This is a genomic window from Microcoleus sp. PH2017_08_TRC_O_A (genome assembly GCF_020738665.1).
In the GTDB taxonomy this organism is placed as follows: Bacteria; Cyanobacteriota; Cyanobacteriia; order Cyanobacteriales; family Microcoleaceae; genus Microcoleus.
Genome location: NZ_JAEQCE010000036.1, coordinates 36,175 through 48,982, shown reverse-complemented (window position 1 = coordinate 48,982; position 12,808 = coordinate 36,175). Strand labels below are relative to the sequence as shown.

Annotated in this window: 9 protein-coding genes; 4 read left to right on the top strand and 5 right to left on the bottom strand. The window is 39.0% G+C overall.

Annotated features, from left to right (window positions below):
• Positions 1 to 64: 64 nt before the first annotated feature.
• Positions 65 to 1,663, top strand: coding sequence for a tetratricopeptide repeat protein (locus JGK22_RS14700; RefSeq protein ID WP_293206055.1), 1,599 nt, complete (start codon positions 65 to 67; stop codon positions 1,661 to 1,663).
• A gap of 65 nt (positions 1,664 to 1,728) precedes the next feature.
• On the opposite strand, the gene JGK22_RS14695 is transcribed toward JGK22_RS14700, so the two are convergent.
• The 5 genes from JGK22_RS14695 to JGK22_RS14675 all read right to left on the bottom strand — a co-directional run bounded on the left by JGK22_RS14695 (position 1,729) and on the right by JGK22_RS14675 (position 10,714).
• Positions 1,729 to 5,301 (bottom strand): glycoside hydrolase family 99-like domain-containing protein, encoded by a 3,573-nt coding sequence (locus tag JGK22_RS14695; protein ID WP_293206053.1) that lies wholly within the window; start codon positions 5,299 to 5,301, stop codon positions 1,729 to 1,731.
• A gap of 32 nt (positions 5,302 to 5,333) precedes the next feature.
• Entirely contained in the window at positions 5,334 to 7,343 is a 2,010-nt protein-coding gene (locus tag JGK22_RS14690) for a class I SAM-dependent methyltransferase (RefSeq protein WP_293206051.1), read from the bottom strand.
• A gap of 212 nt (positions 7,344 to 7,555) precedes the next feature.
• The gene (locus JGK22_RS14685; RefSeq protein ID WP_293206049.1) at positions 7,556 to 8,239 is read right to left on the bottom strand and encodes a DUF1698 domain-containing protein; all 684 of its coding nucleotides are present in this window, start codon (positions 8,237 to 8,239) and stop codon (positions 7,556 to 7,558) included.
• A 322-nt stretch (positions 8,240 to 8,561) separates the two neighbouring features.
• Positions 8,562 to 8,975: a hypothetical protein gene (locus JGK22_RS14680; RefSeq protein WP_293313100.1), complete on the bottom strand. Its 414-nt coding sequence runs from the start codon at positions 8,973 to 8,975 to the stop codon at positions 8,562 to 8,564.
• Positions 8,972 to 10,714, bottom strand: coding sequence for a sulfotransferase (locus tag JGK22_RS14675; RefSeq protein ID WP_293313098.1), 1,743 nt, complete (start codon positions 10,712 to 10,714; stop codon positions 8,972 to 8,974). Before JGK22_RS14675 ends, JGK22_RS14680 begins: the two co-directional genes overlap by 4 nt.
• Positions 10,715 to 10,968: 254 nt before the next feature.
• Here JGK22_RS14675 and JGK22_RS14670 point away from each other — a divergent pair, with 254 nt between their 5' ends.
• From JGK22_RS14670 to JGK22_RS14660, 3 genes are all read left to right on the top strand, one after another.
• Positions 10,969 to 11,148, top strand: a complete 180-nt coding sequence (locus JGK22_RS14670; RefSeq protein WP_293206040.1) for a hypothetical protein — start codon at positions 10,969 to 10,971, stop codon at positions 11,146 to 11,148.
• 3 nt (positions 11,149 to 11,151) lie between these two features.
• A complete protein-coding gene (locus JGK22_RS14665; RefSeq protein ID WP_293206037.1) occupies positions 11,152 to 11,835 on the top strand; it encodes a methyltransferase domain-containing protein in 684 nt (227 codons plus the stop codon).
• Between the two features lie 176 nt (positions 11,836 to 12,011).
• Positions 12,012 to 12,800: a class I SAM-dependent methyltransferase gene (locus JGK22_RS14660; RefSeq protein WP_293206034.1), complete on the top strand. Its 789-nt coding sequence runs from the start codon at positions 12,012 to 12,014 to the stop codon at positions 12,798 to 12,800.
• Positions 12,801 to 12,808 lie beyond the last annotated feature (8 nt).

Sequence of the window (12,808 nt, the reverse complement as noted above, 5' to 3'; positions counted from 1 at the left end):
GTCACCCTGATAGATTATTTTATCCATAATCTCTATCACCAATAAACTCCAGAACACATCAACAATGAACAACCAAAAATCTACTCATTATTTTAATAGAGGAAACCAATTTAAACGTGAAGGTAAATGGGGGCGGGCTATTATTGCTTACCGCAAATCCATTGTACTAAAACCCAATTTTTCCTGGTCTCACCACAACTTAGCGGAAGCTTTTAGCAAAGTTGGTCGATGGGATGCAGCAATTGCTTGTTATCGTACTGCTTGTAACTTAAATCCCAACTCGGCTTGGTCTCATTATAAATTAGGAGAAATTCTTATTTTGCAAGGGACGCAGGATGAAGCCATCATCCATTTTCAAAAAGCCATTGAAATTATTCCCCACTTCCATAAATTTTACGAAAGTTTAGGGTTAGCTTTAGTCAACAATTTAGTTAAGAATAAAGATTTTGATCGAGTAATTATCTGTTTTGTAAAACTATTTGAGTTAAATCATAACCCAGACTTTGTGTTCAACCTCAAGTTTAGAAAAGAATTGTCGAAAGAAGACCAATCCTTATTTTATTATAGATTGGGGGATGCTCTGACTAAGATAACACTGTTAGAAGCCGCAGTTAGCTGTTACATTAAAGCCACCCATCTTGAACCAAATAACTCGCAAGCTTATTATCAGTTATTGCAGTTAAGTTTTAGTGGTAAATTCCAGCTAAGTTCCAGTCACTTAGGTGAGTTGGCTGCAATTTATTCAAATGCCATTAATTCATCGTACTCCAACAATCCTGACTGTTACATTAATTTAGCTCATATCCTGACTGCACAAGGTAAAACGGAGCAAGCAATTACTACTTACCAGAAAGGCTGTTATCATAAAACTTTAGCTTCTCATCCTGAATTTGTCGATAAATATTGGAATCAAAGTAAAGCGACTGGTCCCAATTTTCTTGTTATAGGTGCTGCTAAGTGTGGCACAACGTCACTATATAATAATCTGGTTCTTCACCCACGGATTCTACCGGCCACCCACAAAGAATTATCGTTTTTTAATTGGCACTTTTCTCAAGGATTGGATTGGTATGTAGCTCATTTTCCTCCTATTGATCATCCAGAATTATTTTTTTTTACAGGGGAGGCAACGCCTGATTATTTTTTTTATACAGATATGGTAGAAAAACGAGTTTTTGATTTCAATCCCGGCATCAAGCTAATCCTTTTATTAAGAAATCCTATTGAGAAAACTATTTCTCATTATCAGCACGCAATTAGACTCGGCTATAGAATGCTTCCCTTTGAAGATTTTATGAATTTAGAAATAGAAAAAACAGAAAACATGAGCGAAGATTATACAAAATTATATAACGGCGAATTAGGCGTTTTGCAAATAGGCTTATATGTTTATTTTTTACAAAAATGGATGAAAATATTTTCTGAAGAACAGATTTTGATTTTAAAAAGCGAGGATTTATTTGCATATCCTCAAAAGAACTTAAATAAAGTATTTAAGTTCTTAGGCACACACGAGCATAATATAAATAATTTCTCTATTGATGAAAATAAAGGGAATTATCTGCCTATCAATGATCACCTTCGTAGGAGGCTATGTGAGTTTTTTCTACCTCACAACCAGCTTTTAGAAGAGTATCTAGGCAGAAAACTTTACTGGGACTAACAAACACTAAGTTATAAAGTTACATCAACTCAAAAAGTATATTATAACGATGATTGGTTATAATTTTACTTTATTCTCTCTGATTTGAACTTAGCGCGTTCCAGGTCTTTCTGAAGTTGTTGTGCTGTTTGTATCCAAGCTTGCAGTTGAAGTGAAGAGTCACTATCTACTTTTTCAATTTTATGTGTAGAGGAGCGTGGTAAACTCATCCTACTTTGCATTATAAATTCAAGTCTATTTTTAATCTTATAGCCAATAGCTTGCGGACTCAATAAAGACTTAACTTCATAAGCAGCTCTCGCTCCTAGTTTCAAAGCTTGCTCATAATTTTCAAAAACATAGCGCATTAATTGTGCAGCATGGTCTACATCTGGATCTGCCCATATATTCCCTTTTTTGTAAGGACCAAAATCTTCTCTTAGTGTTATGAGATTGTATTTCACCAGAAAGCTATTACCTACATTCATAAACTCTAGGTTGGAGGAGTAGCCTGTTGCGATAACAGGTTTGCCATAAAACATTGCTTCTGCCATTGTTAGACCAAAGCCTTCTGATCGATGTAAAGATACATAGCAATCACAACTGTAAATTAATCCGTAGAGGGCATCTTTTGTTAAAAAACTATCAATAACTTTAATGGATGGTTCACTCCCTATTGCCGATAAAAGTTTATCTCGTTGGGTGGGGAAATGCTCAGCATTTTTAAACTTAATAATGAGGAGAACATCTTCATTATTATGGGAGTTAAATGCTTTTTTAAAGGCTTCAATCGTGGCCAGAGGATTTTTGCGTTCAAAGATGCTCGTAAAATCAAAAATGAAGAGAAATATAAATTTATCTTCTGGTAGTTCCAGTTCTTCCCTGTCGGCAGAAGGTCGTAAAAGAGAAAGACTCGGGTTTATCTTGATCACGGGAATGGGAGACAGTGCTGCAATAGCTTCAGCACCATAACTACTGCCAACCCAGATTTCATCAAATACGTCAAAAGCTGATAGCCACTCCTTGGGAAAAGTCAACATTTCCCAGTACCAAAATCCAATATTGTATCGATTTTGAAAATACTTAGAACCAGCGTAATTTACAAAACTCTCAACTTGATCGGCATTCAATTGGATGAGATTGATGGGATAGGGATTGTCTCCCGAAAAAAAATCTATGTGAGTATAGTCTGGATACTCCTCGCCAGGGATATCTAAATTGTTAATAACAAAGGGAATGTCGGCACTCTGACAAGCTTTAATATTAGCTCTCACAGCCTCTCCTATGCCCAAGCCCCCACTCACATGACCTGCTACATTAATTCCCCAAGAAAATTGACCCTTATTGACTGCTTCTAACTGCTGGGATTTCTGAGATGCCTCTTCATTTGCAACCATCCCTGATGAGCTGCTGGGGACAAATATACCCGGATATTCTTCAGCTTGTTTTGATAATTCAGCAGTAGTGTAATACGCGCAATGCCAACGCTTTACTGTACTGTAACCGTTTGCATATAAACAATTGCGGTAATTGTCAAATAGAGTATTTAGGTGTGGGAGGTCTTGAAAATAAAAACGATTTTGGTAACGAGAAATTAATTCAGGATGTTCTGGAGAATAACCACTAAAGTGGAAAAACTTTAATGGGACTCCGTTGACTAGATATCCATCAGAACTACTTTCTATGTGGCGATTAGATAAATCCCAATACGCGGCATTAAAACCCGGATCGCGACTAATATAAACGCTTTCAAAGCGACTAGGCACAAAGTCTATCCAATTTTGATCTACGTGCATCCCTTCTTCGGGTTTCATGTAGCAATACTTAACTAATCTGCTGTGCCACCATTGAAGAAGTTTTTCTAATTCGGGATGTCGAGATAGACCAATGAATCCTAGGTTGTAAATACCAGCTAAAATAATATTTACTTCTGATGGATAAAACTCGTCATCTATAGGCTCTAGAAGGTGGGGCGTTAAAATAATACCATAATCATTTAGGAGTTCCCAGATTTCATCTACGGGCTGGTAAAAGTAGATATCAGGATCAAAGTAGCAAATTTTGTTATAATCATAGTTTTTGAATAAATATTCAAGAAAAAATGGTTTAACAGCCGTACATAGTTCAAGAACTTTATATCGAGAGAGCATAGATTCAAATTCAGGAATACCAAGTTCCTCAACTAGAACTGTGGTAAATTTTTCCTGCGCGGTTTCAAAGCGACCATCAATTTGATCCACCAGTAATACAAAAGCTCGTCCTTGAGGATGATGCTCTAGGAAAGAATCAACTAAGCATCGAGCTTGAGCTAAATAGTTTTTAGTAACAATCGTACAGATGGTTGGCGTATTGGCATCTGAATCTGGTTCGTTGATAAATTTATCCAATTTGTTGGAACACTTATCTTGATTCACCACAACTTCTTGGCTTGTTGAATTTAATGCCTTCCTCGTAGCCTCCAGAAATTGATGACCATATTTCTGATCTGGTTCCAGGTGGCAGCCTTCTCCCCATTCATTCCAAGCATTGATGAAAACTAATTTTTCATCTCCCTGGTGGTTTCGTTCAGTTAATTGAATTGCTTGCGTCAGCCAAAATTCGTAGTTTTCTGGACTTGAATTAACGAACAAATGGCTGTTGTCTTGCCTTCTCGCGGTATTATCCCACGAAGGCATGACTCCTCTAAAAAGTTTGTAGTCCGTTGTAGGCTTGTCAATAAAATTTTGGCTAGTTTGCTTATAGTCAAAAATACTCCCCTGAAATTGGGGGTTTGTGATCTGCACTGGATTAGTAGCTTCAACTGCAATTCCACCATGTGGGGGGAACTCAAGAACAGCATCGAACCCATAGGGGCGGGGATCGCGAATGTCAAAGCTCTGTACAGCACACAAGTAAATGTCTCCTATCCCTGATTTTATAGACTCTTCCCGCCACACTTCTGCTGTTTGGGCTGGATTTGGCAGAAGGCTAACTCTATAAACTAACAAAAGTGGCTTGCCGTTAACTCGAATGTATCTGGAATCGCGAAAAGCAGGTATTAAACTGTGAATGAAATTTTTATCATCTTCTAAAGAATGATTTTGGGCTATCAAAATCTCATTATCTAAGCCGTCCCATCTCCTCGTCCAGTTTTCATTTGCCCAACAGATGCAAAATGGAAAGTCTGGTTGCTGGCTGGCCAGCATATCTTCAAGAGGTCGATTCAATAACTTCTTACCACCAAACCAATAGTAATAGTAGCAAAATCCTCCTATTCCGTATTGATTAGCAAGCTTTGCCTGTTCTATTCTTGTTTCTGGAAGTCTTAAGTCATAAAAACCTAAGTCTGCCGGCAGATGGGGTTGGTAGTGACCTTCAAAATTGGATCGGGCTTTTAGCACGTTTGTCCACTCGGTAAAACCTTTGCCCCACCATTCGTCGTTTTCGGGAATTGGATGGTATTGTGGGAGATAAAAAGCTATTAATCTGACACCTATCTCATCAGCCTTATCTTCTATTTGCTGAGTTTCTTCGCTGTGAAATTTTATAATTTCGGACTGTGAGCGTTCAATATCCGCCTTATGTGCTTCAAGTTTGGATTGTAAGCGCTCAAGCTCTACCTGATGTTCTATTTCGGAAAAATTTATCATGTTTTTAAGCTTCCTTTCTTGGTCGATCATTAAGAATAAATACTTTGATTTAGTATAGAATTCTAGGGGTGTGGAAACAATTCTTGCTGAACTTGCTCTAACCATATTCGAGAGCGTTCCAAATCTGCTTGAATTTTATGAAGTTCTAAAGCCTCAGTCAAAATTGTGACTTTTGTATCTGTTTTATTCATCGGGTTAGATAAAACATTGGCTTTGGTACTTGTTAAGTTTGAACTGGGTTTTAATTGGGATTCTGACTCTCCTGATTCATGATCTACTGGCTGCCTATTCAAAGGCTGTTCACAAAAATGCTTGCCGCGACACAAGTAAAAATTAGAAATATCAAATTTTTTTGGGTTCAGAATTGCACCTCCTCTTTTTACAAAAATCATGTTAGCTTCGATAACAATCTCCGACACTATATCAGACCGTGATACGCTTAGCATCATTAGTTCTATAACTAAGTTAGTAAGAGCTGGTTTATCGCGCCAAACACCACCTCCCTCTTGCCATATTTCAGAAGGATAATGAGCCCATCCCCAATCTTCTATTATGTAGATTCCTTCAGTACGTAAGTAAGGAAATATCAGATTAAATGAAGCCTTCGTTTCCATGAGGAAATGCGACCCGTCATCAATAACCAAATCAATATCTTTTTTCGGAAACTCACTTTCAAGAATTTCTAACATTTTTTGAGGGTCAGATTGATCTACACCATAATATGGCTTTACTTTATCGCTAATATTGGATTCTTCAATATACTTATCGAGAGCTGCTACTGGATTTTGATTGTAGTCAACTGCGACCAGCTTCTCAGGATTAAACGATTTATGAAAAAAAACGCAACTTCCACCTTTAAAGATTCCTATCTCAAATATTTTTTTAGGATTTTCAGCTTTTAAACTTAAATATTTGGATATCATTGTTTGTGCTTTGACAAGTACAAACAAACTGCCTTGTGAGTTGTTTTCCAACATTTCCTGTGTGTCAGATGTTACCAGAAAACGAACTTCATCGATCTCTAAAGTTTTATTGTCAAGCCATTTTATCATATTTTTTTGAGTTTGCTCAACAAGTAAGGAATGTGAAATCTCTAACTCTGGATCAATTTCTGAGAGGTAGGATAGTGGTTTTTGCATCACAATAAGTGCTTGCCCAAGAATAGATCTATCATCTACGAAATCCCGAAAACTGAAAAAACGTGTCCATTCTCGCTCTACATATCCCGGAGGAATCAAGGTTTCTCCATAAAATGATGAACTTTGTGCTGAACCACCACCAGTCGGATGGTGTAAAAATTCTCCCCTATCATAAGCCTGGTAAACTGCCTCGCTATCTACAAAGGCGGTAGCTAATGCTTGATGCCAAGGGCTTTCAAGATTGGGGTGTTCACGGCAGTAACGGCAATCATCTATGAATGAACGACCTTGAGTTGTAACAAAAAGCAATCCACCTGGCTTCAAAATGCGATAAAATTCTTCTACCCATTGAAAGGATGCCTGTTCGTTTAGGTGTGAAAAGACTGAATAGGCATAGATAACATCGAAACTTTCGCAGGGTAACTCTGATGGGGGTAAGGGGTGCACTAGGTTGTAATTTCCATAACGAACAGTTTCCTGACACAAGCTAATCATTTCAGGATCGATATCCACGCCATAGAGATTCTCGCCTCGGACATCCTTTATAAAAAAACGAATAATTCTGCCCCAGCCACAACCAAAGTCCAGAATCTGGCTATCAGGCATTAAAGTTCGATCAAAATCAGACAAATATTTTTTGAGTATACAATAAAAATTGAAAGCTTCTTGAAGAGTGCTTTCACCTGATTTACCAACAAACTGACGTTGAATGTCATCGGAAGGGAATCTTGGTAGTTCAATACCATCGATAAAGGGTTCATTAATACTCTTGATTAAGAGATTTAACCAGTCTAAATCACTCAAACGAGAAGCATAAATATGAATATAATCTTGAGGTGGCTTTATCAAAGATAAAGAATCTTCAGAAGACGGATTAATAAATTCCATATAATTTTTTCCTGAAATTGGAAATTCAATGATTTTTTTAAACATTCAGATTACCCCAACATCTTTTTTAGAGCATTTTTTTGTTTACTGAGGTACAATAGCATGATCCTCCCAACCTCCTTAAAAAAAAGCGAATTTTCCCGCCCCTCTTTTTTAGTGATTTATGGGATAGTTTTCTTTCTCCATATAATTGAGAAACGCGATGTTTTTGTTAAGGGCAACTTCCATGTTCAGTAGTTTTCCGCTCGTAACAGAGCTTAACGCCATGCGTGAAAGACCATCCTAGTGCTGACAGAAGATCCACACAAAAATGATGGTGAAGTAGAAACCACTTCAACCTTCTGAAATCCTACAGTTTCAAGCATGCCCTTGACCATAGGAGGATTAGGTCCACACCAACTTGTCGGATCTTCACCAAGTTCAGTGCCAGGATAAAATGCCATTGCTGGTTTTTCACAATCTAGCATATCCACATGTGTTTCTAGGATTAATTGGTTTTTGCAAACGCTGGCAACTCGTTCCAAAGCCAATAGAGGATGACGCATATGGTATAGAACTCCCAAAAATAAAACCAAATCAAAAACACCAATCTTATCGGGTGAATGTTCAAGCACGTCTATTTGTTGATCTTCTACTTGAGAACCAAGAACTTGCCGCGCCAAGTTAAAGCCTCTTTTGTGGCCTGCTTTCCAAGCAAAATCATCAGTTGCAAGAACACGACTAGCTCCTCGACGCTCTGCAGCGAATGAGTAAAAACCATCAAAAGCACCTATATCTAATACAGTTACCCCTTCTAAGTTTTCAGGAAGACCAATAAATCGTTCATTTGCGGGAGAAGATGTTTTAGACCAACCAGGAGTAATTATTCCATTCCCCAAGTTAATGCAATGAAACCAGAAAGGTATTTCTGCTACTTTTGCTTTCAGCTCATCTTCAGTCATTGTTTCAATCAGTTCCGTTTTAGTATGTGTTTAAATGTTACGGCTTGGCTCATTAATTGTTTCCAATCGTTTGAGTTGGTCAGGAAATCAGTATTTAGAACTTCACCCTGTTCCCCTGAAAGCCTTGCGAGTTGCTCTAACCAGCTTACTACAGTTTCTGTTCGAGAGAGATGTGTATATTTCAAAGACGACTGTAAAAACTCTCGCATTTTAGCTAAGTCGCCTTTTTTATAAGCATACCAGGCATCCCAGACTAAAAGTGTGTAGTGTGTATGATTGTGACTATCTGTAGGACTAGCTACAATTTGCTCTAAGCTCAACTTTACCACACTCCTAGTTGGGATTGGTACTCTTCCTTCTCCGCTTGAGCTTGGTGGAGTTGGGATTGGTACTCTTCCTTCTCCGCTTGAGCTTGGTGGAGTTGGGATTGGTACTGTTGCTTCTCCGCCTGAGCCTGGTGAAGTTGGGACTGGTACTGTTGCAAGACAGTCTCAGTCTGATGCAGTTGGGACTGGTACTGTTGCAAGACAGTCTCGGTCTGATGCAGTTGGGACTGGTACTGTTGTAATTCTCCTTGAACTTGGTATATCTGAAATTGTGAGTGCTTTAATTCCCCCTTAATTTGGTGTCTTTGGGAATGCAACTTTTGCAATACTATATCCTTCTGCTGGAGTTGAGTATGGGAGTCTTCTAATTCCTTATGAACTTGGTGTAGTTGAGAGTGAGATCGCTTCAATTCTCGCTGAACACGATATAGTTCGACCTGCAATTGACCCAATAGTGCTTCTGTATCATGCCATCGAGCCTGAGACTGCTGTAATTCCTGTTGAGTTTGATGGTATTGAGCCTGAGACTGCTGTAATTCCCGTTGAGTTTGATGGTATTGAGCCTGAGACTAGCCTGAGACTGCTGTAATTCCCGTTGAGTTTGATGGTATTGAGCCTGAGACTGCTGTAATTCCCGTTGAGTTTGATGGTATTGAGCCTGAGACTGCTGCCACAAGGTTTCGAGCTGATGAAGCTGAGACTGATATTCTTCTAACATCGCTGTGGCTTGATGCAGATGAGAACAGTATTCCTCTAGGCTCGCTGCGGTCTGATGAAATTGTGATTGGGATTGCTCCAGCTCTACCTGAGTAGATTGCAATTGGGCTTTGTATTGCTCCAACTCTGTCTGAGTTTGGTGAAGTTGCGATTGCGACTCTTCTAACTCTTCCTGAGTCTGGTGAAGTTGCGATTGCGACTCTTCTAACTCTTCCTGAGTTTGGTGAAGTTGCGATTGAGCTTGCTCGTATTCAGATCGGATAATCATAGGAAATTTATTAGTTCTAGAAGGAAACAACAGTTGATCTATTAAATTGTCGCACTTTGATTCACACTTGAGAAACCAAGAATTTTCGTGATATTCTTGCCATACGTTGATTCTATCTTTTTTGGCTGCTAAAATCTCACTTTTCCAGTTAGGTTCAAAGCCTTTGACCTGGGACGCGATCCGGCTTACTATGCCCACCGGATCTTCAACTAACTCTTCATAATCGAGTATTATATCGGCAAAATAATCAGACCACAAGTTACTCAGTTGATTTAAAAAGTAAATCTTTTCATAGGTATTCATTTGCTGAACGCAGATCTGAGGAATCGAGAGTCTACCTAAAATACTTATATAGTCGTCTAAATAAAACAAACTTCCTATCTCTTGTTCATTATTTTCACTCGTATTTCTAGCATTTACAGTTCTATAAGAAGCATAAATATCTCTAGGGTTACGCCTTAAATTGACAATTAAGGCATTGGAAAAATTCTTTTTAAACCACCCCAATCGAAAATCAACCCGATTAAATTGAAGGACTTTTAGCGGGATATCCGGCAAACTTCTTGTTAAAAAAGATACATAATTTTTCAAGTCATAATAAGAATCTACGGTTGACATAATCAACTTTCGGGAGCTAAATTCTCTTTGGTGAGTAGAAAATAAAATTTTTCTGTTTAACACTTTATACTCTTCAAAGTAGTTCCCCTTAAATGTATGACCATTTAATGCTTTTAGCTGTTCGCTAACATTTTGCTCTTTATCTAAATATTCTAGTAAATTTGGGTGTAAAGGTTCGTAGAAAACAGCCGTATTTTCTAAAGAAGAAAAGAGTGAATACAAGAAGGTTGTACCCGTTCTATAACGACCTGTTATAAATACACAATCTTTTTCTGTTTCCTCCCTGTGCAGATTTTTGGATTCTTCTTGAAGATAGACTTGCAAGCTTTCAAAAGGCTGATTGTTGAAAAAATCATGAAATTCAATTTCCTTGATGATGTCAACTGATTGTTGACTCAAAACAGAAGCAAATGATTCCCTCAACTCTTTCGGAAGGTCAGGATTTGGGTTGAAAGCGGATAGTTTCTCGCTCAGAGACTCCTGCTGGTGACTCAAACGTGATACTGCCTCTTTCAATTCTAAGATTTTTTTGTTAATGCTGACCATCTTTCTTTATTGAGTGCTTTACTTAATTGGTGATAAGAATCTTCTTTATAAGTCGCCGCAAATTGTTTCAAACGTCGCAAATGTGATCGCTATCAAGCGTTTCAAACTCTTAAAAAAGGTTTCTCAGAAGAATACCACAAACGAGGGGAATTTGGCCCCCGATCGCCCATACCAATCTCCAGCCGTTGCCTTGTCAAGCATAACAGACCCCAACCCCTCTGAGAAAGTTCCAGCCAAAACCCCTGGTATTATAGATGCCCGATCGCCCCCAAGCCCCATATTACCAAATTTACCATAAAATTATCCCAAAAATAAACTCAGACGATCGCACTCAGGCGATCGACCAATACGCGCGATCGGGTAAACTAGAAAGGTCGATCGCACCCACCCCCGTGCCGTTGAGTCAAACCCCAACTCAAAAGACAAGACAATAAATTATGGATCTGTACGCAAAAAGAAGAGAAATAGCTTCTCAATACTTGAAAGGTGAGGGAATTGAGGTGGGCCCGCTGAATGCTCCTCTAGAAGTTCCTGCTGGTGTTAAAGTTCATTACATAGATCGGATGTCAGTAGAAGAATTAAGGAGACACTACCCGGAACTAGCTGGGGTCAATCTAATAGATGTTGATATTATAGATGACGGTGAAACTCTTGCAGGCACACAAGATAACTCCTGGGATTTTGTCATTGCCAATCACATGATAGAACACTGTCAAAACCCGATCGGCGCTTTGGAAAACTTTTTGAGAGTTGTCAAACCCGAAGGAATTGTGTATATGGGCGTACCGGACAAACGTTATACATTCGATCGCGATCGGCCCCTTACTTCCCTCGACCACCTAATTCGGGACTACAAAGAAGGGCCAGAATGGTCTAGACTGCCTCATTATGAAGAGTATGTTAGGCTAGTTGACAAATTTCCAGAAGCACAGGTGGCTGAGCGGATGCAGTATTTACTTGACATAGATTACAGCATTCATTTTCACGTCTGGACAGCAGAGACTTTCCCAGAAATTCTTGAATACTGTCAAAAAAATCTATTTTTTGGTTTTGAAATTCAACTTTTCCAAGAAAATTTTGGAGAACTTATTTGTATTCTCAGAAAAATAACAAAGGAGTAGGTTGTGCAATATCTTAAACTCGATATAGGCTGTGGTGGCAACAAAAAACCAGGAACACTTGGATTGGATTATGTTCAACAACCGGGTGTTGACTATGTAATAGATTTGCAGACTTAGAAGTTACCCTTTGCAAGTCTGAGCGTTGAATATATTCACTCTTCTCATTTTTTAGAACAATGGAAATCCTAGATTATTATGTTAAGTCCGCCCCTAGCGTACAGAATACGCTGGATATTTTTCAAGGTGAATGGGCATCTAAGTTGCCGGGGGATTTGTCATTACTAAATGCAGGACAAAGCGGACTGTTTGAAGATGCTCGCATCACTTGGGCTATTGAGCAATTAGGGGGAGTTACAGGTCAAACAATCCTCGAACTCGGGCCACTGGAAGCGGGGCATACCTATATGTTGGAGAAACTGGGAGCAGCATCGATTACGGCAGTTGAGGCCAGCACTCGCGCTTATCTAAAATGCCTAATTGTTAAAGAAGCTGTAGGACTTCGCAATGCTCGCTTTCTTTGCGGGGATTGTGTAGAATATCTGCGGTTAAATCCGGGCAAGTTTGATACTTGCTTCGCCAGCGGCATACTATACCACATGACAAACCCTGCTGAGCTGATCGGCTTGATTGCCAAAGTTTCAGACCGAGTTTTTATATGGACTCACTACTATGACGAGAATATAATCCGCAGCACTCCTTACCTTTCCGCAAGGTTTGCCGAGAAGACTGCTGCTGAGTATCAAGGCTTTAAACATATGTTTTACCGTCAGGAATATGGGGAATATAAAGGTGAAGTAAAAGCTACTGGTTTCTGCGGTGGCAGCAGTCGATTTAGTAACTGGATGAGCCGTGAAGATATCATGTCATGTTTGACCTATTTTGGGTTAACCGACATCCGCATCAACTTCGATCAGCCTCACACTCCTCACGGGCCGTGCTTTGCTGTAGTAGCGATGAGGCGGTGAGTTCTAGA

Coding starts and splice junctions, on each gene's coding strand:
- JGK22_RS14700 (WP_293206055.1), top strand. CDS start 65: ATGAACAACCAAAAATCTACTCATTATTTTAATAGAGGAAACCAATTT.
- JGK22_RS14695 (WP_293206053.1), bottom strand. CDS start 5,301: ATGATCGACCAAGAAAGGAAGCTTAAAAACATGATAAATTTTTCCGAA.
- JGK22_RS14690 (WP_293206051.1), bottom strand. CDS start 7,343: ATGTTTAAAAAAATCATTGAATTTCCAATTTCAGGAAAAAATTATATG.
- JGK22_RS14685 (WP_293206049.1), bottom strand. CDS start 8,239: ATGACTGAAGATGAGCTGAAAGCAAAAGTAGCAGAAATACCTTTCTGG.
- JGK22_RS14675 (WP_293313098.1), bottom strand. CDS start 10,714: ATGGTCAGCATTAACAAAAAAATCTTAGAATTGAAAGAGGCAGTATCA.
- JGK22_RS14670 (WP_293206040.1), top strand. CDS start 10,969: ATGCCCGATCGCCCCCAAGCCCCATATTACCAAATTTACCATAAAATT.
- JGK22_RS14665 (WP_293206037.1), top strand. CDS start 11,152: ATGGATCTGTACGCAAAAAGAAGAGAAATAGCTTCTCAATACTTGAAA.
- JGK22_RS14660 (WP_293206034.1), top strand. CDS start 12,012: ATGGAAATCCTAGATTATTATGTTAAGTCCGCCCCTAGCGTACAGAAT.